Source organism: Pseudomonas sp. AKS31, from assembly GCF_023634765.1.
Lineage (GTDB): Bacteria > Pseudomonadota > Gammaproteobacteria > Pseudomonadales > Pseudomonadaceae > Aquipseudomonas.
Genome location: NZ_JAMLFX010000003.1, coordinates 152574 through 176991, shown reverse-complemented (window position 1 = coordinate 176991; position 24418 = coordinate 152574). Strand labels below are relative to the sequence as shown.

At 60.0% G+C, this 24418-nt stretch carries 21 protein-coding genes; 8 read left to right on the top strand and 13 right to left on the bottom strand.

All coding sequences use genetic code 11. From position 1 onward, the window contains the following. The 4 genes from M9827_RS27825 to M9827_RS11795 all read right to left on the bottom strand — a co-directional run. Positions 1-72: hypothetical protein (locus M9827_RS27825; protein WP_502943455.1), on the bottom strand; the 72-nt coding region annotated here is incomplete at its 3' end. Then, positions 66-1220 (bottom strand): acyltransferase family protein, encoded by a 1155-nt coding sequence (locus M9827_RS11805; protein WP_250605585.1) that lies wholly within the window; start codon positions 1218-1220, stop codon positions 66-68. The genes M9827_RS27825 and M9827_RS11805, both read right to left, overlap by 7 nt. Continuing rightward, positions 1217-2518, bottom strand: a complete 1302-nt coding sequence (locus tag M9827_RS11800; RefSeq protein ID WP_250605584.1) for a glycosyltransferase — start codon at positions 2516-2518, stop codon at positions 1217-1219. The genes M9827_RS11805 and M9827_RS11800 overlap by 4 nt, the downstream gene beginning before the upstream one ends. Beyond that, entirely contained in the window at positions 2512-4089 is a 1578-nt protein-coding gene (locus M9827_RS11795; RefSeq protein WP_250605583.1) for a glycosyltransferase, read from the bottom strand. The genes M9827_RS11800 and M9827_RS11795 overlap by 7 nt, the downstream gene beginning before the upstream one ends. A 427-nt stretch (positions 4090-4516) precedes the next feature. Here M9827_RS11795 and M9827_RS11790 point away from each other — a divergent pair, with 427 nt between their 5' ends. Genes M9827_RS11790 through M9827_RS11755 form a run of 8 tightly spaced genes read left to right on the top strand, consistent with a single transcriptional unit; the run spans position 4517 to position 13505 of the window. Beyond that, positions 4517-5431 carry a GDP-mannose 4,6-dehydratase gene (locus tag M9827_RS11790; RefSeq protein ID WP_250605582.1) on the top strand — a complete coding sequence of 305 codons (915 nt, stop codon included), beginning with the start codon at positions 4517-4519 and terminating at the stop codon, positions 5429-5431. Beyond that, the gene (gmd, locus tag M9827_RS11785; protein ID WP_250605581.1) at positions 5428-6399 is read left to right on the top strand and encodes a GDP-mannose 4,6-dehydratase; all 972 of its coding nucleotides are present in this window, start codon (positions 5428-5430) and stop codon (positions 6397-6399) included. Before M9827_RS11790 ends, gmd begins: the two co-directional genes overlap by 4 nt. 3 nt (positions 6400-6402) lie before the next feature. After that, positions 6403-7845 carry a mannose-1-phosphate guanylyltransferase/mannose-6-phosphate isomerase gene (locus M9827_RS11780; protein ID WP_250605580.1) on the top strand — a complete coding sequence of 481 codons (1443 nt, stop codon included), beginning with the start codon at positions 6403-6405 and terminating at the stop codon, positions 7843-7845. After that, a complete protein-coding gene (locus M9827_RS11775) occupies positions 7846-8643 on the top strand; it encodes an ABC transporter permease (protein ID WP_250605579.1) in 798 nt (265 codons plus the stop codon). After that, a complete protein-coding gene (locus M9827_RS11770) occupies positions 8643-9896 on the top strand; it encodes an ABC transporter ATP-binding protein (protein ID WP_250605578.1) in 1254 nt (417 codons plus the stop codon). The genes M9827_RS11775 and M9827_RS11770 overlap by 1 nt, the downstream gene beginning before the upstream one ends. Beyond that, the gene (locus M9827_RS11765; protein ID WP_250605577.1) at positions 9893-11260 is read left to right on the top strand and encodes a glycosyltransferase family 4 protein; all 1368 of its coding nucleotides are present in this window, start codon (positions 9893-9895) and stop codon (positions 11258-11260) included. Before M9827_RS11770 ends, M9827_RS11765 begins: the two co-directional genes overlap by 4 nt. Continuing rightward, positions 11244-12374, top strand: coding sequence for a glycosyltransferase family 4 protein (locus tag M9827_RS11760; protein WP_250605576.1), 1131 nt, complete (start codon positions 11244-11246; stop codon positions 12372-12374). Before M9827_RS11765 ends, M9827_RS11760 begins: the two co-directional genes overlap by 17 nt. Continuing rightward, on the top strand, positions 12375-13505 hold the full coding sequence (locus M9827_RS11755; RefSeq protein WP_250605575.1) for a glycosyltransferase family 4 protein: 1131 nt from the start codon (positions 12375-12377) through the stop codon (positions 13503-13505). It begins immediately after the preceding gene. A gap of 62 nt (positions 13506-13567) precedes the next feature. On the opposite strand, the gene M9827_RS11750 is transcribed toward M9827_RS11755, so the two are convergent. The 9 genes from M9827_RS11750 to atpG form a co-directional block, all read right to left on the bottom strand. After that, a complete protein-coding gene (locus M9827_RS11750) occupies positions 13568-15598 on the bottom strand; it encodes a pyridoxamine 5'-phosphate oxidase family protein (RefSeq protein WP_250605574.1) in 2031 nt (676 codons plus the stop codon). A 45-nt stretch (positions 15599-15643) separates the two neighbouring features. Continuing rightward, on the bottom strand, positions 15644-16270 hold the full coding sequence (locus M9827_RS11745) for a glutathione S-transferase family protein (RefSeq protein WP_250605573.1): 627 nt from the start codon (positions 16268-16270) through the stop codon (positions 15644-15646). A gap of 105 nt (positions 16271-16375) precedes the next feature. Further along, positions 16376-17302: a LysR family transcriptional regulator gene (locus M9827_RS11740; RefSeq protein WP_250605572.1), complete on the bottom strand. Its 927-nt coding sequence runs from the start codon at positions 17300-17302 to the stop codon at positions 16376-16378. Between the two features lie 75 nt (positions 17303-17377). Then, complete coding sequence (glmS, locus tag M9827_RS11735) at positions 17378-19210, bottom strand: glutamine--fructose-6-phosphate transaminase (isomerizing) (protein ID WP_250605571.1); 1833 nt, start codon at positions 19208-19210, stop codon at positions 17378-17380. 2 nt (positions 19211-19212) lie between these two features. Beyond that, positions 19213-19989 carry a DeoR/GlpR family DNA-binding transcription regulator gene (locus tag M9827_RS11730; protein WP_064116539.1) on the bottom strand — a complete coding sequence of 259 codons (777 nt, stop codon included), beginning with the start codon at positions 19987-19989 and terminating at the stop codon, positions 19213-19215. Positions 19990-20152: 163 nt separating this feature from the next. After that, a complete protein-coding gene (gene glmU / locus M9827_RS11725) occupies positions 20153-21520 on the bottom strand; it encodes a bifunctional UDP-N-acetylglucosamine diphosphorylase/glucosamine-1-phosphate N-acetyltransferase GlmU (protein WP_116028604.1) in 1368 nt (455 codons plus the stop codon). 118 nt (positions 21521-21638) lie between these two features. Further along, entirely contained in the window at positions 21639-22064 is a 426-nt protein-coding gene (locus M9827_RS11720) for a F0F1 ATP synthase subunit epsilon (protein WP_007954164.1), read from the bottom strand. Positions 22065-22109: 45 nt separating this feature from the next. Continuing rightward, complete coding sequence (atpD, locus tag M9827_RS11715) at positions 22110-23489, bottom strand: F0F1 ATP synthase subunit beta (protein ID WP_016772406.1); 1380 nt, start codon at positions 23487-23489, stop codon at positions 22110-22112. Positions 23490-23516: 27 nt separating this feature from the next. Then, positions 23517-24377 (bottom strand): F0F1 ATP synthase subunit gamma, encoded by an 861-nt coding sequence (gene atpG / locus M9827_RS11710; protein ID WP_008084419.1) that lies wholly within the window; start codon positions 24375-24377, stop codon positions 23517-23519. Positions 24378-24418: the final 41 nt, after the last annotated feature.

Genomic DNA, 24418 nt, shown 5'->3' with positions numbered 1-24418 from the left:
GACCGCCGCGACAGGCTGCGCGGCGGCCGGAGCAGGCGTGCCCGCCGTGAGTTTCTTCAAAAGGCTCAGCATGAGGTGGCTCCAGAGGATGGGATGGCGGTTCGGGACGTGCCGAGGCGTTTGACCAATGCTGCGCCACGGTTGCGCATCGGCATTTCGATAACGCGGTAATTCAGTTCGCTGAGCAGCACGATCAGGCCGAACGCGAGCAACAGGGTGACGATCGGATGCCCGGCGGGGCTGGGCAAACCGGCGTTCTGCAAACGGAAGATCAGTTCACGCACCAGTTGATAGGCCGGAATGTGGATCAGGTACATACCGTAGGAGCGACTGCCGACCCACGCCAGCACACGCTGCACAGCACCGGCAGGCATCAGGTAGTCGCGGTTGTACGAAGCGATCCACACCAGCAAGGCGCCGAGTACGGCAATCGATCCGATACGGTAAGGGGCAGAAGTGAAACGGTCGGTGGCCATGAAGCTCAACAGTGATCCGATGGCGATAAACGTCGCAATTGCGGCCCACGGTCGACGCAAGAAGGTCGGCTCCCAGCGTTGATAACCCGGCTGCGCGCTCCACATCGCCAACAACACGCCGAGTGCCAGCGCGTCTGTCCGCACGAACATCAGCAACGGCGTGCGCACGCTCAGAATCTGCACCGCCACCAGAGCCAGCAACGCCCAGACCAGACGCTGGCGAAACAGCACAATCAACAGCGGGAATAGCAGATAGAACTGCTCCTCCAGCGCCAGGCTCCAGTAGACAAAACTGCTGCCGTACTCGTAATGAAAGAAGCTGTCGGCAAAACGGAAGTTCGCGTACTGCAGCACCCCGGCCAGCGTCGCTTGCAGGTTCGCGGACAACGTCCCGAACGCGCCGGAACGGTTGAGAAAAACGCAGGCCAGCAGCATCAGCGCCAGCCACAACCAGGCCGACGGCAACAGGCGAAACGCCCGGCGCAGCCAGAAATTGCGCGTTTGCTGCCAATATTCCCGGCGAGTCGTACAGCCTTGCAGCGTCGGAATCAGGCTACGGGCGATGACAAAGCCGGAAATCGCGAAGAACAGATCGACGCCCCACCACGGCTGCGCCCAGCCATGAATCTTCTCCAGCAACGGCACCGGGTCGGTGAACAGGCTGCCCTGCAGATGGTGGAACAGCACGCCCAGCACGGCAATGGCGCGCAGGACTTCAATGTCCATGATCCGTTTGCTGCTCATGCTTGGGGAGTTTCCATGGCCATGCAGCGCTGTTCGAACAACTGTGCGAGGAATACCTGCAGACGCTGTTCAGCCACGGCCTGACTGCAGAAACCTTGCAGGCTGTTGACGGCTTGCACCGACATCTGTGCGTAACGCGCCGGGTGGTTTTTCGCCACCTCGTAACTGGCTTTATAGGCTGCACACAACGACGCCCAATTGGTCACATAACGCAACGTGCGAAAGGCCCGACGCGGGTCGTGCGGCCAGGCGGTCAGTTCGTCGGTGGACTCGATCAGAAAGGCATTGTCGGCGCTCAGGTAATCGATCATTGCCGTGGTGCGCGGCGCCACCGCCGGTTTGCCGCAGGACATGAACTCCATCAATGGCAAACACTGACCTTCGCCATACGACGTGTTGACCACGTAACGGGTGGCCTGCACCAACCGCTCATAATCCGGATCGGCAAGGTAGCCATAGATCAACACGATGCGGCAGCGGTAGGACTGGTTTTTGTACAGGTGGTGGAGGATGTCGCTGAGGGCTTCTTCGGCATCGTGGTGGGTCAGTTTCAGCACCAGCGTGGCATCTTCGACGTCGCGAAAACTCACACAGAAGGCGCTGAGCATGTCTTCCCAGTTCTTACGCCCGTCGCCAGGATTGAACACCGAGGTGTACACCACGCCGTCGAGCAACAGTTCCTGCGCGGTGACCGGCGCGGTGAAATCGATGCCGGCGCCACTGCGCAAATGGGCCGGGCCGAACGCATTCAGATCGAGCGTGCGACTGTCCGCCACCAGCCCTTTGATCGTCAGGCGCAACGGCTCCGTCGTGGTTTGCGCCTGCAACTGTGAACCGCGTGCGGCAAAGCGATCCCACACCGGCGCCGGCACCGCAATTATCGGGTAGTCATCCGTCATCGCTTCGCGCACAGCGTTCACTGTGTAACTGGAATGGGTGATCGCCGCGCCACAGGCAGCCAGCACCGTGCGCCAATCGTTGCGCGGCTCACCGGCAAACGGCTCGTTGGGGATGGTGCTGAATTCCCATGCAAACACCGGCAATGTCGGACACGCCAGGTGCACCGGGGTGCGATGTGGCGGCGAGAACGACAGAAACACACACGGCTCGCCGCGGCTCAGGCACTCCAGGTACAGCGCATCGACCTCAACCTGCGGATCGAGCACTTCCACCACCCGCCCGAGTCGTTCGAGTACCGGACGATATTCCTTGAGCACAAAGTAGTAGCTGTACTCCGAACGCCCGAGGTTCTGCGCGATGGTGTGCTGGTTGGTTTCCGAGTGAATGATGATCAGCATGAGGCGTTATCCGTCACGGTCGCGGCATCGGCAGCCCTGGGTACCAGCGCGAAAAAGTCCGCCATGCGTTTTTGCACAGGGGCGAACGCGCAGTAATCGTGCATGCGATCGATGGCGGCGATGGACATCCGCTGATAATCCTGAGGCTGGGTCCTGGCCATCCGATAGCTGTGTTCGTAGGCGTTTTTCAACGAGCCCCAGTCCGGGCGATAACGCAATGTGCGGTAGATGATGCGGGTGTCCTGCGGCCAGATCGTCAGCTCTTCGCTGGACTTGATCACGAAGGCCACCGAGTCATCGATGTAGTCTTCCATCGCCGTGTGATCGGGGGCAATCACCGGTTTGCCGCTGGACATGAACTCCATCAGTGGCAGGCACAGCCCTTCACAGCGTGAGGCGTTCACATAGAAACTCGCGGCCTGATAGAGCCTGGCATATTGCGCGTCGTCGAGGTAACCGTGCATCACCACCACCCGGCAGGCGAACGGCGTGAGTTGCGCAAGCAATGTCATCAACTCGCTGTAGTAGGAGGCCAGATCGTTCTGGGTAATCTTCAACACGAGCGTCGCGTCGGACGTTTCGCGAAACGCCCAACAGAATGCGGTAATCAGTTGATGCCAGTTCTTGCGCCCGTCCTTGGGGTTGAACACCGTGACGTACACCACACCGTCGACTGTGGTCTCGACCACCGATGTGGTGTCCGGCAAGTCCAGCGTCACCGGTTCGACTACAGGCACCGGCAGCGGCCCGCACACAGCCGGCAGACGCTGTTCGAGCCAGCCGTGCAGCGTGTCCGGCACCAGATCGCGAATGCCTTCCCAATACCAGTGATAGAGAAACTTGACCCGCGGCACCGGCTCTGCCTGCGCGTGTCCCAGATCCAGCGCCCATAGACGCAGATAATGCCGGGCAATGACGAAGCGGCGTTTGAGGGTCAGTGGCGGCGGACGTGCGGCTTCGATTTCGGCCGCCAGCGCGGCTTCCTCTTCAGGCGTGATCGGCGTCGGAATCAGCGCATCGGCGCAAAGACCGAGGGTACGGGTATCGAAAATGCAGCCTTTGATCGCCAGCGACGTGCCTGACTTGACCGGCAGACTGAGCGTCTGCTGACGAATCGCCGCGAAGTTTTCCCATAGCGGCGTGGGCAATACCAACACCGGGAAGTCTTCGCCCATGGCGCGGCGAATGGCCCGGGCGGTGTGGCTCGACAGGGTGATAACCCGCCCATGGCGAGCGAGCATCTGCGTCCAGTCCTGGCGCGGGTCGTTGTCCCATTGCTCGTCAGGAATCGAGTCGAACTCCCACGCCACCACACACACGGTCGGGCATTCGAGGTCGACCGGGGTTTTCTGCGGCGGAGTGAACGACAGGAAGAGGCTGTCTTCGCCGGCGGCAAGCCGTTGTCGATACAGCGGATCGACATCGGCGGTGGACGACACCACGTGCACATGCCCAAGACTTTCCAGCACCGGGCGATAGGCTTTGAGCACGAAGTAGTAACTGTATTCCGGACGCCCGAGACTCTGGCCGATGGAACTGTCATTGACGTCCGAGTAAAGAATGAAATTCATGGCATCCCACGATGAAGCAGCCGTCCTGGCAACCTCATGCTATGACGACCGGGCGTTGGATCAAGTCGGCAGTACCGCGACTTGTCCAGCAACCTCAGACCCGTCTTCGTTTTTGTTTTAGTGGTCAGTTTCACCCCGTTGCGCTACGCCCACGGCAGACCGGAGGAAATAGCGACGAGGGCCATTCTAAACACATCCATCCGGGATCCGGGAACCGCCCGACGGGAATAAATCGTACTAGGCTTACGAGAACTGACCGGTCACGGTATGGCCTGTTGAAATTGCCGAGCAATTGGCACAGATTGGCTACAAACAACTACAACAACTGACTTCGCCTGTCTTTTAGCCGGTTTTTCTTTCGGTCTGTCAGACCCTTCCCTGAAGCATGTGGGAAAGTGGCGCAAGTTCAAGACCAAGGGGTCGCTGTTTGAAAAAAAGTCTGTTCGTCACGGGCCTCAGTGGATTCGTGGGACAACATATTCAGTCGCGTCTAGCGTTGCCGGATTCGTCGTGGGAGCTGCTGCCTGCCGCTTCGCCCTACGACCTCTGCGATGCGCGTAGCCTCACCGATCTGTGGCCGCAACTGCCTGACGCGGTCATTCATCTGGCCGGGCAGACTTTCGTCCCCGAAGCCTTCCGCGATCCGTCACGCACACTCGAGATCAATCTGCTCGGCACGCTCAACCTGCTGCAAGCCCTCAAGGCGCGCGGCTTCGCCGGCACGTTCCTGTATGTCAGTTCCGGTGACGTCTACGGCCAGGTGAGCGAAAGCAACCTGCCGATCACCGAGCAACAACCGCCCTGCCCGCGCAATCCCTATGCAGTGAGCAAACTCTCGGCAGAGTTTCTCAGCCTGCAATGGGGCCTGAGCGAAGGCTGGCCGGTGCTGGTGGCGCGCCCGTTCAATCACATCGGCAGCGGTCAGAAAGACGGCTTTGTCATCGCCAGTGCCGCGCGCCAGATCAACCGCATCAAACAGGGCCTGCAAGCACCGCAACTGGAAGTCGGCGATATCGACGTGACGCGAGATTTTCTCGATGTCGGCGATGTTATTTCGGCCTATTTCGCGCTGCTGGAAAAAGGCACTCCCGGGCAGGTCTACAACATCTGCTCAGGCCGTGAGCAAAGCATTCGCAGCCTGATCGAGCAGCTCGGCGATCTGGCTGAAGTCGAGATGCGTCTGGTTCAAGATCCGGCACGCATGCGTCGCGCCGATCAACGGCGCGTTTGCGGCAGCCACGCAAAACTGGCCAAAGCCACCGGATGGTCGCCAGCCATCACCACACAACAATCCCTGCGGGCGATCCTGTCCGACTGGGAGACGCGAGTACGACAAGAATGACAAAAAGTGCACTCATCACAGGGATCACCGGCCAGGACGGCGCGTATCTGGCCAAGTTGTTGCTCGACAAGGGCTACAAGGTTCACGGCCTCGTCGCACGACGCAGCAGCGACTCACGCTGGCGTCTGCGCGAAATGGGTGTCGAAGCCGACATCGTCTATCTGGACGGTGACATGGCCGATGCCTGTTCGGTACAGCGTGCAGTCATCAAGTCGGCGCCCGACGAAGTCTATAACCTCGCCGCGCAAAGTTTCGTCGCCGCCTCGTGGGATCAACCGGTCACCACCGGCATCGTCGATGGCCTGGGCGTTACCCACTTGCTCGAAGCTATCCGCCAGTTCAGCCCGCACACCCGGTTTTATCAGGCCTCGACCAGCGAGATGTTCGGTCTGATCCAGGCCGAGCAGCAGGATGAAAACACGCCGTTCTACCCGCGCAGCCCTTACGGGGTGGCCAAACTTTACGGTCACTGGATCACCGTCAACTACCGCGAAAGTTTCAACCTGCACGCCAACAGCGGCATCCTCTTCAACCACGAATCGCCGCTGCGCGGCATCGAGTTCGTGACCCGCAAGGTCACCGACGCCGCCGCACGCATCAAGCAAGGCAAACAGCAGGAGCTGGCCTTGGGCAACATCGATGCGAAACGCGATTGGGGGTTTGCCGGCGATTACGTCGAAGCCATGTGGCTGATGCTGCAGCAAGACAAGCCTGACGATTTCGTGGTGGCCACGGGCGTCACCACCACCGTGCGGGAAATGTGCCGCATCGCCTTTGATCACGTCGGCCTCAACTACCGCGATTACGTGAAGATCGACCCGGCGTTCTTCCGCCCGGCCGAAGTCGAAGTGCTGCTCGGCAATCCGGCCAAGGCTCAGCGTGTGCTGGGCTGGAAGCCGAAAACCGACCTGGATACCTTGATCCGCATGATGATGGATGCGGACATGAAACGCGTCGCCAAGGAGTAGGTCATGCTGATCCCCGTGATTCTGTCCGGCGGCGCCGGCACCCGTTTGTGGCCAGTGTCCCGCGAGGGCCATCCCAAGCCATTCATGCATTTGCCCGACGGCCAGTCGCTGCTGGGCAAGACCTACCAGCGTGCGGCAGCGCTGCTGGACGGCTGGGGCGACATTGTCACGGTGACCAACCGCGAGTACTACTTCCAGAGCAAGGATCACTATTGCGCCGCTCATGTGTCGCGCCATCGCGGGCACTTTCTGCTGGAGCCGACCGGGCGCAACACGGCGCCGGCCATTGCTGCCGCCGCGTTGTCGCTGCAGGCGTTGCACGGTGACGACGCGATCATGGTGGTGATGCCCGCTGACCATTTGATCGTCAATCAGGACGCACTGAAAACCGCAGTCGAGCATGCGGTCAATCTGGCCAAAGACGGCTATCTGGTGACCTTCGGCGTGATCCCGACCGCGCCGGAAACCGGCTTCGGCTATATCGAAACCGGCGCGCCGCTGGATGCCAGAGGCGCGGCGAAGGTGCAGCGTTTCGTCGAGAAACCCGACCTGCAAACCGCTACGCACTATCTGGAAAGCGGCAACTTCCTGTGGAATTCAGGCATGTTCTGCTTCACCACCGCCACCGTCATTGCCGAACTGCAATTGCATGCGCCTGAGCTGCTGGAGCAGACCCGCACCTGCATGGCCGCCAGCGCGCCGATCGAAACCGTCGGCTGCCTGCAACAGGAACTGTCGCCGGCGCTGTTCGCTGAAATCACCGACATCTCCATCGACTACGCACTGATGGAGCGCTCGGAAAAAGTCGTGGTCGTGCCCGCCGGTTTCGACTGGAGCGACATCGGTTCGTGGGGCGCCGTGGCGGCGCTGGTGCCAGCCGACGCCGACAACAACCGCGCCAGCGGCGAGGCTATTTTCATCGACAGCCACAACAACTTCGTCCAAAGCGAAGGCCGGCTGGTGGCTACGGTGGGTGTGGATAACCTGATCGTGGTCGACACCGCCGACGCCGTACTGGTGGCCCACGCCGACCGTGCGCAGGACGTCCGCCGCGTGGCCAAGCAACTCAAGGACAAATCCCACGAAGCCTATCGGCTGCATCGTACCGTCAGCCGTCCATGGGGCACCTACACCGTGCTCGAGGAGGGCCCGCGCTTCAAGATCAAACGGATCGTGGTCAAGCCTGGGGGCAAGCTCTCGCTGCAAATGCACCATCACCGCAACGAACACTGGGTGGTGGTCGAAGGCATGGCCAAAGTCACCAACAACGGCAGCGGTACGACGCTGGTGGCCAAGAATGAATCGACCTTCATCGCCGCCGGCCACAAGCATCGCCTGGAAAACCCCGGGGTGATCGATCTGGTGATCATCGAAGTACAAAGCGGCGAATACCTGGGAGAGGACGACATCGTCCGCTTCGAAGACCAGTACGGCAGGACGGATTAAATGCTGCTTTCCCTGTTCCGCTCGCTGCTTGGCTACCGGGGTTTCATCCTCGGCAGCGTGCAGCGAGAGTTTCAAGCGCGGTACCGCAATTCTTTGTTTGGTGCCCTGTGGCCGATCTTCAATCCACTGTCGATGATCGTCGTTTACACCGTGATTTTTTCCCACATCATGCGCGCCCGTTTACCCGGGGTGGATGACAGCATGGCCTACAGCGTCTACCTCTGCGCCGGGCTGCTGGCATGGGGACTTTTCTCTGAAATCACCTTGCGCAGCCAGAACATGTTTCTGGAAAACGCCAACCTGCTGAAGAAAATCAGCTTCCCGCGCATCTGCCTGCCAGTGATTGTGCTGTGCAACGCCGGGATCAACTTCGCGATCATCATCAGCCTGTTCCTGGGCTTTCTGCTGATCACCGGACGCTGGCCAGGCATGGCGTTGCTGGCGCTGATTCCATTGATCGCCCTGCAAATGATGTTCTGCGCCGGACTGGGCATGGTGCTGGGCGTATTGAATGTGTTCTTCCGCGATGTCGGCCAGCTCTTCGGCATCTGCCTGCAATTCTGGTTCTGGCTGACGCCGATCGTTTACCCGATCACGATCCTGCCGGAATGGGTGCAGCGCCTGCTGCAACTCAACCCGCTGACCAACCTGTTCAGCAGCTATCAGAACCTGTTCCTCTACGGTCAGTGGCCGGTCTGGAGCTCGCTGCTGCCGATCTTCATCACGGGTGCGCTGTTTTGTCTGATCGGTCTGCGGCTGTTTCGCCAGCGCGTCGGCGAAATGGTGGATGAACTCTGATGGGACATATTCGCGTCACCGGCCTGAGCAAGGCCTATAAACAATACCCCAACCGCTGGAGCCGCCTGGCCGAGTGGCTGATCCCGTTTTCGCCGATCCGTCACCACCAGCACTGGGTACTGCGAGACGTCGAATTCGAAATCGCCCCCGGTGAAGCCGTGGGCATCGTCGGCGCCAACGGCGCTGGCAAAAGCACCTTGCTGAAGATGATTACCGGCACCACCCAACCCACCAGCGGCACGATCGAACTGCAAGGCCGCGTGGCCGCGCTGCTGGAACTGGGTATGGGCTTCCACCCGGATTTCACCGGGCGTCAGAACGCAATCATGGCCGGTCAACTGTTGGGGATGCAGCTCGAAGAAATCGAAGCACTGCTACCCGAGATCGAGCATTTCGCCGAAATCGGCGACGCCATCGACCACCCGGTGCGCACCTATTCCAGCGGCATGCAAATGCGTCTGGCGTTCAGCGTCGCCACGGCTCGACGCCCGGACATCCTCATCGTCGACGAGGCGCTGTCAGTGGGCGACGCCTACTTCCAGCACAAAAGCTTCGAACGCATCCGCAGCTTCCGCAAATCCGGGACCACGCTGCTGATCGTGTCCCACGACCGTTCAGCCATTCAATCGATCTGCGATTCGGCGATCCTGCTCAAGGATGGCCGCATGGCCATGTACGGCAAACCGGAACCGGTACTCGATTACTACAACGCGCTGATGGCTGAACGCGAAGGCCAGATCGTCCGCCAGGAAATGCTCGCCGGGGGCGAAGTGCAAACGGTATCAGGCACTGGCGAAGCCGCCATTCTCGGCGTGCGCCTGCTCGATGAAAACGATCGCAGCATCGATGCCGCCGAAGTCGGTCAGCCGGTGGTACTCGAAGTCAAAGTCGAAGTGCGCAAGGACATCGAACGACTGGTGCTGGGCTTTATCCTCAAGGATCGCTTGGGCCAGATGATGTACGGCATCAACACCCATCGTCTGGACAAGGCGCTGACCGACCTGCACGCCGGCGAGCGTTTCACCTATCGCTTTGCCTTCGTCATGGGGCTGGGCAAAGGTAATTATTCCGTATCGCTGAGCCTGTCGCGCCTGGACTCTCACCTCGATCGCAATTTCGAATGGCGTGACTACGGGCTGGTGTTCCACGTGATCAACAACCGTCAGGAAGATTTCGTCGGTTGTTCATGGCTTGGCGCCAAGACCACCATCACCCGCGACACGGAAGTCCGGCCTGTCGAGCGCTTGCCATGACCCGCTTGCTCGTCGAATGCACTCACGTGTTCCAGCACCCGACGGTCAACTCGGGGATTCAGCGTGTGGTGCGCAACGTCATCAAGCAACTGCCTGCAGATGCCGAAGGCGTCGAGTGCATGCCGGTGGTGGTGCTCAATGGCGAACTTTATCGTGTACTGCAACTGGCACCGTGCGATACGCCTTTTTTCAACGCGCTGGAAACCTTCGGTGGACGCCTGGAGCGCCTCGCCCACCGCTTCTGGCAATGGCATCAGCGGCGCGATGCACAATGCACCTCGAAACTGGCGCGACGGATTTTGTATGTCGGCTATCGGCTGACCCTCTTCGGCGCGTTCGGCCTGCCGACCCGCCTGATCCGACGAATCAACCGCAGGCAATTGCTCAAACGCTGTTCACCCCTGCAGCATCAGCCGGGCGATCAATTGGTGCTGCTGGACTCATCCTGGCACTCGGATTTTTTTGCCCACGTCGAGCGACTGAAACGCGACGGCGTCGGCATGATTGCGGTGATCTACGACCTGATCCCGCTGACTCACCCACAGTTTTACGACACGCGCCTGGTCGAGGTTTTCAACGAATGGTTCGACTGGATCACTCGCACGGCCGATGGCTACATGGCGATTTCTGCCACGGTGCGCGATCAGGTGCGGGAAGAATTGCAGCGCAGAATCGGTGCCGAGCAAACCAACAAGCGCTGGTTCGATTTCTTTCACTTGGGTTCCGAACTGGATCTGCACAACGACCAGGCCACGGTCGATACGCGCCTGAAGCAATTGTTCACGACCACAGACCCGATTTACCTGATGGTCAGCACCATCGAACCACGCAAGAATCACGCGTATCTGCTCGATGCCTTCGAACGCGCTTGGGCCACTGGCTCAACGGCACGGTTGTGCATCGCCGGGCGGGTCGGCTGGAAATGCGACGCCCTGCTCGCCCGAGTGCACAATCATCCTGAGCTGAACCAGCGTCTGTTCCTGTTCAACGACCTCAGTGACACCAGCCTTGAACACGCTTACGCCCACGCCAGTGCGCTGGTGTTTCCTTCATTCGTCGAAGGCTTTGGTTTGCCCTTGGTGGAAGCCATGCAGCGTGGCTTGCCGGCGATGGGCAGCGATATCGCGGTTTTCCGCGAAATCGGCGGCGAGTTCATGGCGTACTTTGATCTGCAGGATCCGCAAAGCCTTGCCGACCTGATCAATCAATTCCAGCGCAGCGGCCAGTTCCCCGCCGCTCGCGATGTCGCGGACTGGCAGTGGATCGGCTGGCGTGAAGCCAGTCTGCAACTGGCTGAACGCAGCGTGCTGAATATTGTGCAAGCGCCGGCGGCGCCAGCGAGGCAGCATGCGCATTGCTCTTAACGCACGCATTCTCCAGGCACCACGCACCGGCATCGGCCACTACGTTGCCGAACTGGTCAACGCCTTGCGCAGCGAGCCGGACGTTGACGTGACGCTGTTCCACGGCTGGGGCTGGAGCTCGGCGCTGCCGGAAGCGGCCATGCCGGGTTACTCACGCCTGACGCCACTTTTGCGGCAGATTCCCGGGGCCTATCAGGCGCGTCGCTGGCTGGAGCAGAAACGCTTCGATCAGGGGCGCGCGCAAGGTATCGACCTCTATCACGAACCGAGCCTGTGGCCGCTGGCCTTCGATGGCCCGACCGTGATCACCCTGCACGATCTGACTCACCTGCATTTCCCCGAGACCCAGCCCCCGGCACGGCTCAAGGAGATCGAGCGCCGATTGGCTCAGGGTGTGCAACAGGCGCAGGTGATTCTCACCGACTCGCAAGCCATTGCCGACGAGGCCCAAGACTATTTCGCCCTGCCAGCCGAGCGTTTTGTGGTGGCGCCACTGGGCGTTGCCGCGCGCTTTCATCCGCGCGAGGCGAGCGCCATTGACGCGGTACTCAAGGCGCACGCGGTCGAGGCGCGGGAATATTTCCTGTGTGTGGGCACGCTGGAGCCGCGCAAGAACCTGGGCCTGGCCCTGCGTGCCCATGCCCTGTTGCCGGAGGCTGTGCGCCAGCGCTTTCCGCTGTTGATCGTCGGTATGGCCGGGTGGGAGCGCGAGCAGTTCAGCGAACCCTTGCGTCAGGCGCTGGCCAGCGGGCACGTGTGCCTGCTCGGTTATCTGCCCGATGAACAGGTGGCGCAGTTATTGGCCGGTGCCCGCGCGCTGATTTTTCCGTCGTTGTATGAAGGTTTTGGTCTGCCGGTACTGGAGGCCATGGCCAGCGGCACCCCCGTAGTACTCACGCGCTCTTCGGCGATGCCGGAAGTCGCGGGCGCGGCGGGCAACTATATTGAAGCTGACGATGCAGAAGGCCTGCGTGATGCGCTGAGCCGACTGATCGACGATCAAGCGCATTGGCAGGCATGCCAAGAGGCCGGGTTGCAGCAGTCACGGCTTTTTTCCTGGGAGCGTTGTGCACAGGCCACGGCCTGTGCCTACCGTCAGGCCATGGGAGGTTGAATGCGAGTTCTTCATTTTTTCAAGACGTACCTGCCCGACTCGGTCGGCGGCATTGAGCAAGTGATCTTCCAACTCTGCGAAAGCGGCGCCCAACACGGCATCGACGGCCAGGTGCTGACGCTCAGCGCTGACCCGACACCGCCCGTGGTGAATTTGGGTCAGCACGAAGTGCACCGCGCCAAACTCGACATCCAGTTCGCCTCCACCGGTTTTTCCTGGAGTGTGTTCAAACAGTTTCGCGAGCTGGCCGCCGAGGCCGACGTGGTCAACTACCACTTCCCGTGGCCGTTCATGGACCTGGTACATTTCGCCAGCGCGACGAATAAACCGAGTGTGGTGACTTACCACTCGGACATCATTCGCCAGAAGCACCTGCTCAAACTCTATCGCCCGTTGATGAACCGCTTCCTCGCCAGCGCTGACCGCATCGTTGCCGCTTCGCCGAACTACCTGCACACCAGCGATGTGCTGCAGCAGTTCCAGGACAAGACCCGAGTGATTCCCTACGGGTTGAACAAGGCCGGTTATCCACAGCCCGATGCCGAGCGGATGAACCGCTGGCGCCAACAGCTTGGGGATAAGTTTTTCCTGTTTGTCGGGGTGATGCGTTATTACAAGGGCTTGCACATCCTTCTCGATGCGATGAAAGACGTGGACTATCCCGTGGTCATTGTCGGCGCCGGGCCGCTGGAGCGGGAGCTTCACGCTCAAGCGCAGGCTTTGGGCCTGCGCAACATTCATTTCCTCGGGCGTCTGGGTGACGAAGACAAGGTGGCGCTGCTGGAACTGAGTTACGCCATCGTCTTCCCTTCGCACCTGCGCTCGGAAGCCTTTGGCATTTCCTTGCTGGAAGGTGCGATGTACGGCAAACCGATGATTTCCAGCGAGATTGGCACTGGCACCAGTTACATCAATATCCACAACGAAACCGGTCTTGTTGTACCGCCAAGTCATCCACAGGCGTTTCGTGAAGCGATGCGCACGCTCTGGGAAGACCCGGTGCGCGCCGCCGCCATGGGTGTCAAAGCCGAAGCGCGCTATCGGCAGTTATTCACAGCCGATGAGATGGGGCGCAAGTGGACCGAGCTGTATCAGGAATTGCTGCAAGAGAAATCTCTGTCCTACGCCTGAGCGTGGGTTGAACACCGAACCCCTGTAGGAGCTGCCGAAGGCTGCTCCTACAGGGGTTCGGGTTACAGGTCTAAGACCAGTGGCTGATTGCTTTGCGCCGGGACCGCGCAGCAAATCAGCACATGCCCCGCTTCCGGAATATCCGCCGGCACCTGTGGATAATTCACCGCGCCACTGACCAGCCGGGTCTTGCAGGTACCGCACGAACCACCGCGGCAACTGAACTCGGGGCGCAATCCGCGGCTTTCCGCCAACTCCAGCAAACTGCCGCCATCAGGTTGCCAGCGCGCCTCTTTAGCCGAGCGCTCGAACACCACCGGCACCGACGTGGTTGCTGCGGGCGGTTGTTCGATTACGATCGCATCCGGATCGGCCTGACGTTTCAGGGTCGACGGGCCAAAGGTTTCCGCGTGAATCTGCGCATCGCGTACATCCAGCTCGCGCAGGGTGTCGTACAACCCTTGGGTAAAACCACCAGGGCCGCAGAGCACAAAGTCGAGCTGATCGAAATCCTCGGCTTCGAGCAGGTTCCTCAACACCGCGCCATCGATGCGCCCATGCACATCGAAGTCCTCGCCCTCTTGCAGATCGGCTTCTGGCTGGCTAAGCAAACGCAGGACTCGCACAGCATCGCCGGCGGTTTCGAGCAATCGATCCAGCTCCCGGCGAAACGGCTGATCCGCCAAACTGCGCGAACTCTGCAGCAATAACGTGGGACGAATCCCCCGCGTGCGTAAGCCCTGGTACACCACCTCGCGCAGCATCGACAGCAACGGCGTGATGCCGACCCCGGCGGCCAACAGCACCAACGGCCTGCGCTCCAGTGGCGCGACAGTGAAATGCCCTTGCGGTGCCCGCGCCTCCAGCACATCACCGATGCGAATCTGCTCATGCAGGTGCGAGGAAATCAGCCCTTCGCGCTTGACGCTGATCCGGTAAAAACCATCCGACGGCGCACTCGAAAGGCTGTAGGTGCGAATGTGCACCTCACCGTCGAGGGTGAAACGCAGTGGCAGATGCTGGCCGGCGAGAAATACCGGTAAACCGGCACCATCGGTTGGCTCCAGATAGATCGAGCGGATGTTGCGGCTCTCCGCTTCGATCCTCGCCACACGCAACGGCCGCCATTGATTACCCAGCGCCTGCGCCTGCAAACGCGCATCGGCTTCGGCCCAGTTACCGGTCAACAGACTGGTCGGCGACATGCCGTCGAAGCGCCAGCGCAACGCCAGGGCGGCCGGACGCCGCACCAGTTTCTCCACTTCAAATGTCCACAGCCGTTCCGCGCCTTGAAAGGCTTCGATCTGCGGATCATCGAGAAGGATCTCGGTACGCCCGCTGAGTTGCAGCAGATCGCCTGTGGAAAAGTCGATGAACAGCAAGCCTGCCTTGGGATTGAGCAGCAGATTGCCGAGGGTGTTGAAATGCAGGTTGCCGGCGAAGTCAGGGATGGTCAGCCGATTGCCTTCCACGCGGACGAAACCAGCCTGGCCACCCCGGTGGGAAACATCCACCGCACGCTGGCCGTCGACATCCACATAACTGGCGACAAAAAACGTATCGGCGCCCGTGATCAGCGCGACGGCTGCGTCATCGAGGCCGTGCAGATGCTCGGCCGGGCGTGTCTGCGGATCCGTCAGCGGCACCCGCTGAAACTGGCGCAGTTGGATGTATTGCGGGCAGTTGCCGAAGGCCTGATCCACGCTCACGTCAAAACCATCAGCGCTCAGATTGCCGACATGGCCGTTGAGGCGATTGCGCCGGCGGGTGTGCAATTCGATGCCGAGTAAACCGATCGGCTCGCCGTCACGCAGTTGCGCCGGGTCATCGGCAGCGACCTGAGTGGCGAAATGCAGATGCTCGGGATCCGGCGAATGGGCAAACCCCGGCGCGCCTTCGAGCACACTGGCCCACGGCCGCCCATCTGCATCAACTGCGCCGTACAACATGAAGGGTAATTGCTGATAGAACTCACGGTGCTGATCCGGCATCCAGGTGCGAATCACCTTGCGCCCGAAGGCTTCCATGCGTTCGGCAACGCCGACATGGGCCTGCAATTGCTGTTCGCCAGCGTGCCACGGTGAACGTTCCATCACGACCTCTCCCCTGCACCGACGGCACAGTGTGGATTGCGAAAATCAGGCAGTGGTTTGCAGACCGGCAACCGTGCGTGGCATGCCGACGAAACCAGGCAAGGCTTCAACCCGGGCCAGCCAGGCGCGGACGTTGCCGTAGTCGTCCAGCGACACGTTGCCTTCCGGTGCATGGGCGATGTAACTGTAGGCAGAAACGTCGGCAATGCTCGGCTCGTCGCCGGCCAGATACGGCGTTTTGCCCAACTCGATGTCCATCACCTTGAGCAGGTTGTGCGCCCGGGTAATTGCTTCTTCAGCATTCAACTGTGCGCCAAACACCGTGACCAATCGTGCCGCAGCAGGTCCGAAGGCAATCGGCCCGGCAGCGGCGGACAACCAGCGCTGCACCCGAGCCGCACCGACCGGATCGGTTGGCAACCAACGACCGTGGCCGTATTTCTGCGCCAGGTACACCAGAATCGCGTTGGAATCGGCCAGCACCACGCCGCCGTCATCAATGGCCGGCACTTGGCCAAAACTGTTGATCGCCAGATACGCCGGCTGCTTGTGCTCACCCTTGGCCAGATCGACGAAGATCAGCTCGGTCGGCAATTGCAGCAGGGACAACATCAGCTCGACACGGTGGGCGTGGCCGGAACGTGGGAAGTTGTAGAGTTTGATCGCTTGCATGGTCGACTCCGCTGAAAAGGGGCGCCGCTGCGGGGATGAGAGCGCCGATGGAGGCCATCTTGCGCCGATCGCGAAAACAACAGAATCACCAGCAAGTGCAATCGATTATTTCATCTCATGCAATAACGCAGCATCTTTAAGCGCTGGGTGCTCACGTAAAGCCTTGGCGGTGAAATCGACGAAACTGCGGATTCGCGCCGGCGCCTTGCGCCCACCTTGGTACACCACGTGGATCGGTAATGGCGGCAGTTCGAATTCGGCGAGAACGATATCCAACTCGCCGGTGGCGATTTTGCTGGCGACTTGGTAAGACAGCACCCGGGTCAAACCCAACCCCATGCAGGCTGCGGTAATCGCTGCCTGATTGGCGGTAACAATCAGCCGCGGCTCTGGACGCACGCTGAGCGGTTCGCCAGCGTCGAGAAACGGCCAACTGCGTTGCTGGCCAATTGCTGAAGTCGCCACCACTGGCGCGCCCGCCAACGCGTGGGGATGACCCGGTCGGCCATACTTGGCAAAGTAGTCCGGCGAGCCACAAATGACCCGACGCACCTCACCCACGCGAACAGCATGCTGACTGCTGTCCGGTAGATCACCGATGCGCACCGCCACATCGATGCCCTCTTCGACCATGTTGACGATCCGATCGACCAGCACCGCGTTGATCGTGACGTCCGGATACTGCGCGAGATAACGCGCCATCAGCGGCGTCACAAACAAATCACCGAACAACACCGGTGCCGTCACCGTCAGTTGCCCACGCGGCTCGGCATGACTGCCCGCCGCCGAGTCCTCGGCCTCCTGCACCTCAGCGAGAATCCGCCGACAATCCTCCAGATAACGCTGCCCGGCTTCGCTCAAATGCACACTGCGCGTGGTGCGAATCAGCAATTGCGTGCCGATGCGCAACTCCAGCGCCGCCACCGCCCTCGTGACACTGGCCGCCGACAGACCCAGACGCCGTGCGGCCGCAGAGAAGCCTTGCTCTTGGGCGACGGTGGTGAAGATGTGCATTTCTTGGAAGCGATCCATGGTGCCTCTCGAGTCAGATACAAAAATCGCAGCCGAAGCTGCGATTTTTTTGTGCCGATATCAGCTGTGGATAACTTATTCCACCGTCACCGACTTCGCCAGGTTACGCGGCTGATCGACGTCCGTGCCTTTGAGCACCGCCACATAGTACGAAAGCAACTGCAGTGGGATTGTGTAAAGGATCGGCGAGAGGATGTCGTGGATATGTGGCATCTGCACCACGTGGGTGCCTTCGCCGTTGGTCATCCCGGCTTTTTCATCGGCGAACACGATCAGTTCACCGCCACGGGCGCGGACTTCCTGCAGGTTGGATTTGAGCTTTTCCAGCAGTTCGTTGTTCGGTGCGACGGTCACCACCGGCATGTCGTTATCCACAAGCGCCAGCGGGCCGTGTTTCAGCTCACCGGCAGGGTAGGCTTCGGCGTGGATGTAAGAGATTTCCTTGAGTTTCAGGGCACCTTCCATCGCCACCGGGAATTGCGCACCACGACCGAGGAACAGGGTGTGGTTTTTCTCGGCGAACAGCTCGGCGATTTTTTCCACGGTGCTGTCCATGGCCAGCGCTTCGCCGAGACGGCTGGGCAGGCGACGCAGCTCTTCAACCAGACGCGCTTCAACACCCTCGGCCAACGTGCCGCGCACTTGACCCAGCGACAGGGTCAGCAGCAACAGACCGACCAATTGCGTGGTGAAAGCTTTGGTCGAGGCAACACCGATTTCGCGGCCGGCCTGGGTCAGCAGGGTCAGGTCGGATTCGCGCACCAACGAACTGATGCCGACGTTGCAGATGGCCAGGCTGGCGAGGAAACCCAGCTCCTTGGCATTACGCAGCGCCGCGAGGGTGTCGGCGGTTTCGCCGGACTGCGAGATAGTCACAAACAGGGTGTCCGGCTGCACCACCACTTTGCGGTAGCGGAATTCGCTGGCAACTTCGACCTGGCACGGGATACCGGCCAGTTCTTCGAGCCAGTAACGGGCGACCATGCCGGCGTGATAACTGGTACCACAGGCGACGATCTGCACGTTGCGGACTTTGGTAAACAGTTCGGCCGCTTGTGGGCCAAACGCTTGCACCAGCACCTGATCGTTGCTCAGGCGACCTTCGAGGGTGCGCTGAACTACCGCTGGCTGCTCGTGGATTTCCTTGAGCATGTAGTGGCGAAACTCGCCCTTGTCGGCCGCTTCCGCGCCATCGCTGTACTGCACAGTCTGGCGCTCGACGGCGTTGCCGTTGACGTCCCAGATCTGCACGGTATCGCGGCGAATTTCGGCGATATCGCCCTCTTCCAGGTACATGAAACGGTCGGTGACCTGACGCAGGGCCAATTGGTCGGAGGCGAGGAAGTTCTCGCCCAGACCCAAACCGATCACCAACGGGCTGCCACTGCGCGCAGCAACCAGACGATCCGGTTGTTTGGCGTTGATCACCGCCAGACCATAAGCACCGTGCAGTTCTTTGACGGTGGCTTTCAACGCGACGGTCAGGTCCGGCTGGTCTTTGAGTTTGTGGCTGAGCAGGTGGGCGATGACTTCGGTGTCGGTGTCGGAGGTGAACACGTAACCCAGCGCTTTCAGTTGTTCACGCAGGGCTTCGTGGTTTTCGATGATGCCGTTGTGCACCACGGCGATATCGCCGGAGAAATGCGGGTGGGCGTTACGTTCGCACGGTGCGCCGTGGGTGGCCCAACGGGTGTGCGCGATGCCGAGACGGCCAACCAGCGGGTGTTCGGCCAGCGCCGCTTCGAGTTCGCTGACCTTGCCCGGGCGACGCATGCGCTCGAGGGTTTCGTCGTTGGTGAAAACCGCGACACCGGCGCTGTCATAGCCGCGGTATTCAAGGCGCTTGAGGCCTTCGAGCAGGATGGCGGTGATATTACGTTCAGCAACTGCGCCGACAATTCCACACATGCTTATTTCTCCTGACTGACAGCCGCGCAAATCACGGTGATACCGCGGGCCTGAATCTGATCGCGTGCATCGATAGGCAGGCGATCATCGGTAATGAGGGTATGAACGCTGCTCCACGGCAGCTCCAGATTGGGAATCTTGCGGCCGATCTTGTCGGCCTCGACCATGACGATGACTTCCCGCGCGACCTCGGCCATGACCCGGCTCAAACCGAGCAACTCGTTGAAGGTGGTCGTGCCGCGCACCAGATCGATGCCGTCGGCACCAATGAACAACTGGTCAAAGTCGTAAGAGCGTAGTACCTGCTCGGCAACCTGGCCCTGGAAGGATTCCGAATGCGGATCCCAGGTACCGCCGGTCATCAACAGCACCGGTTCGTGCTCGAGTTCGCTCAAGGCGTTGGCGACGTGCAGGGAATTGGTCATCACCACCAGACCGGGCTGTTGGCCAAGCTCCGGAATCATTGCAGCGGTGGTGCTGCCGCTGTCGATGATGATTCGCGCGTGTTCACGGATACGTTTCACCGCCGCGCGGGCAATCGCCTGTTTGTATTTGGAAACGCTCTGGGCAGTCTCCGCGACCAGTTCCTGCGGCATGGTGATCGCCCCGCCGTAGCGGCGCAGTAACAAGCCGTGGCTTTCCAGCGCGGCCAGATCCTTGCGAATCGTAACTTCGGAGGTTTCGAAGCGCTTGGCCAATTCATCCACACTGACTTCACCCTGCTCGTTGAGCAAGGCGAGGATGTTGTGGCGGCGTTGCGGCGTATTGCGTTTCGACATGGCGACTTAAGTTTCGTTTCGAAAGATAACGGAAGTAATCAAAACCTATCGGCTCTAAATCGTCAAGCACTCGCTCAAAAAAAATCGCAACCCCTAACAGTCTCCCCGTAGGAGCTGCCGAAGGCTGCGATCTGTTGATCTTTAAAAAGCCGCTGTGGATAACTCAGCTCTTCTTGATCTTCTCCGGCCGCTTCCAGCCATCGATATTTCTCTGCCGCGCTCGGCCCACGGCCAACTGCGCGTTATCCACATTCTGCGTAATGGTCGAACCGGCCGCCGTGGTCGCACCGGCAGAGATATCCACAGGCGCGACCAACGAATTATTGGAGCCGATGAACACATCTGCACCCAACACGGTTTTCCACTTGTTGGCGCCGTCGTAGTTGCAAGTAATGGTGCCCGCGCCGATGTTGGTACGCGCTCCGATCTCGGCATCACCCAGATAAGTCAGGTGTCCCGCCTTGGCGCCTTCGCCCATGTGGGCATTTTTCAGCTCAACGAAGTTACCCACATGCGCGCGTGCTTCAAGCACGGTGCCTGGACGCAGACGTGCGAACGGGCCGGCATCACTGCCCTCGCCCAGAACGGCACCTTCGATATGACTGTTGGCTTTGATCACCACACCTTTGCGCAGGGTGCTGTCCTTGATCACGCAGTTCGGGCCGATCACCACGTCGTCTTCGATGACAACGTTGCCCTCGAGGATCACATTGATGTCGATCAGCACGTCGCGACCGACGGTCACTTCACCACGCACGTCGAAGCGCGCCGGGTCGCGCAGGGTTACGCCTTGTGCCATCAACCGACGGCCCGCGCGCAACTGGTAGTGACGCTCCAGCTCGGACAGTTGCTTGCGATCGTTGGCGCCCTGCACTTCCATCGGGTCGTGCGGTTGTTCGGTGGCGACAACCAGACCATCACTGACTGCCATCTCGATCACGTCGGTCAGGTAGTACTCGCCCTGCGCGTTGTTATTCGACAGGCGACTCATCCAGTCGGCCAGACGATTGGCCGGAACAGCGAGGATACCGGTGTTGCCTTCAGTGATCGCGCGTTGCGCTTCGCTGGCATCTTTATGTTCAACGATGGCAGCGACCTTGCCGTCAGCGTCACGCACGATACGGCCGTAACCGGTCGGGTCGTCCAGCTCAACGGTCAACAGCCCCATCTGTCCCGGTACTACGTGCTTGAGCAAACGTTGCAGGGTTTCGACTTCGATCAGCGGCACGTCACCGTAGAGGATCAGCACAGTATCGGCAGTAATGAACGGCACCGCTTGGGCAGTGGCGTGGCCGGTGCCAAGTTGCTTGTCCTGCAGGACGAAATTCAGATCATCAGCGGCCAGACGCTCACGCACCACATCGGCACCGTGGCCGATGACCACATGAATGCGCTGCGGATCAAGTTGCCGGGCGCTGTGGATAACATGACCCAGCATGGAGTTGCCGGCAATCGGATGCAGCACTTTCGGCAGTGCCGAACGCATACGAGTGCCTTGACCGGCCGCGAGGATAACGATTTCAAGAGACATGACTGGCTACCAATCCTGGGTGGTCAGCAACTGCGACCGGGTTTCGGAAATTCGGAAAAGAAAAAAGGGTAGCCGAGGCCACCCTTTTTTATCAATCGCACAACAAGCGGCTGACGGATTAACCGCCAAACTTCTTGCGGATCTGCTGGACGGTGCGCAGCTGGGCTGCAGCCTCGGCCAGACGTGCGGACGCAGCTCCGTAGTCGAAATCTGCGCTCTTCTCGTGCAGAGCAGCTTCGGCAGCCTTGAGGGCTGCCTGGGCTTGAGCTTCATCCAGGTCGGCGGCGCGTTGCACGGTATCGGCAAGCACCTTGACCATGTTCGGCTGAACCTCGAGGAAACCACCGGAGATGTAGAACACCTCGGCTTCCCCGCCTTGCTTGATCAGGCGGATCGGACCTGGCTTCAGATTAGTGATCAGCGGCGCGTGACCCAGAGCGATACCAAGATCACCCAGTGCACCGTGCGCAATCACCATCTCGACCAGGCCGGAAAAGATTTCTCCTTCCGCGCTGACGATATCGCAATGGACTGTCATAGCCATCTGATTGCCTCAACCTAAATGAGCGCCCGTTGCCGGGCGCCGGGATTACAGTTTCTTGGCTTTCTCGATCGCTTCTTCGATGCCGCCAACCATGTAGAACGCTTGTTCTGGCAGGTGGTCGTAGTCACCGTTGAGGATGCCTTTGAAGCCAGCAATGGTGTCTTTCAGGGAAACGTATTTACCCGAAGCACCGGTGAAGACTTCAGCCACGAAGAACGGCTGCGACAAGAAGCGCTGGATCTTACGAGCACGGTTTACCAACTGCTTGTCGGCTTCCGACAGCTCGTCCATACCCAGGATCGCGATGATGTCCTTCAGCTCTTTGTAACGTTGCAGAACGTACTGAACGCCGCGAGCGGTGTCGTAGTGGTCCTGGCCGATTACGTTCGGGTCCAGCTGGCGCGAAGTCGAATCCAGTGGATCTACCGCTGGGTAGATACCCAGGGAGGCGATGTCACGGGACAGAACGACGGTGGCGTCCAAGTGGGCGAAGGTGGTCGCTGGCGACGGGTCGGTCAAGTCATCCGCAGGTACGTATACCGCTTGGATCGAAGTGATCGAACCTTCCTTGGTCGAAGTGATACGTTCTTGCAGAACGCCCATCTCTTCAGCCAGGGTAGGCTGGTAACCTACTGCAGAAGGCATACGGCCCAGCAGTGCGGATACTTCAGTACCGGCCAGGGTGTAACGGTAGATGTTGTCGACGAACAGCAGAACGTCGTTACCTTCGTCACGGAACTTCTCGGCCATGGTCAGGCCGGTCAGAGCTACGCGCAGACGGTTTCCCGGCGGCTCGTTCATCTGACCGTAAACCAGTGCCACTTTGTCCAGAACGTTGGAGTCCTTCATCTCGTGGTAGAAGTCGTTACCCTCACGAGTACGCTCACCCACACCGGCGAACACGGAATAACCGCTGTGCTCGATGGCGATGTTACGGATCAGTTCCATCATGTTTACGGTTTTGCCTACACCGGCACCACCGAACAGACCGACTTTACCGCCCTTGGCGAACGGGCAAACCAGGTCGATAACCTTGATGCCGGTTTCCAGCAGGTCGTTGCCGCCTGCTTGCTCAGCGAACGAAGGTGCTGCGCGGTGAATGCCCCAGCGCTCTTCGGTGTCGATCGGGCCAGCTTCGTCGATCGGGTTGCCGAGGACGTCCATGATCCGGCCCAGGGTCGCTTTACCGACCGGTACGGAGATGGCTGCGCCAGAGTCGGTAACTTCCAGACCGCGCTTCAAGCCCTCGGTGGAACCCATCGCAATGGTGCGAACCACGCCGTCGCCCAGCTGCTGCTGAACTTCCAGGGTGGTTGCGGCCGCGCTTTGTACAGTCAGCGCGTTGTAGATGCTCGGTACGCTGTCGCGTGGAAATTCCACGTCGATAACGGCGCCGATGATTTGAACGATACGTCCGCTACTCATAGCTGGATCCTCTGAATATTTGAACCGTTAAACCGCGGCAGCGCCGCCGACGATTTCCGAGATCTCTTGGGTGATCGCAGCCTGACGCGCCTTGTTGTAGATCAGCTGCAAATCGCTGATCAAATCACCGGCGTTGTCGGTAGCGTTCTTCATCGCGATCATCCGCGCAGCTTGTTCAGCCGCGTTGTTCTCGACCACCGCCTGGTAGACCTGCGACTCAACGTAGCGGACCATCAAGCCGTCAAGCAGCTCTTTGGCATCCGGTTCGTAGAGATAGTCCCAGTGGTGCTTGAGATCCTGATCCGGGGTGGCCACCAGTGGAATCAACTGCTCCACGGTAGGCTGTTGCGTCATGGTGTTGATGAACTTGTTGGACACCACGGACAGGCGGTCAATACGGCCGTCCAGGTAGGCATCCAGCATCACCTTGACGCTGCCGATCAGATCATTGATCGACGGCTCTTCACCCAGGTGGCTGATAGCTGCAACGACGTTACCGCCGAAGTTGCGGAAAAAGGCCGCACCCTTACTACCAACAACACACAGATCAATCTCGACGCCGTTTTCGCGGTTTACCGCCATGTCCTTGACCAGGGCCTTGAACAGGTTGGTGTTCAAGCCGCCGCACAAACCACGGTCACTGCTCACAACGACATAGCCGACACGCTTGATGGCGCGGTCGATCATGAACGGGTGGCGGTATTCCGGGTTGGCGTTGGCCAGATGCCCAATTACCTGGCGGATACGCTCCGCATAAGGACGGCTAGCAGCCATGCGCATTTGTGCCTTGCGCATTTTGCTGACCGCCACTTTTTCCATGGCGCTGGTAATCTTTTGCGTGCTTTTGATGCTCGCAATCTTACTGCGAATCTCTTTTGCGCCTGCCATGTAACACCTATCAGGTTAGCAAGCGGGAGCCTCGCGGCTCC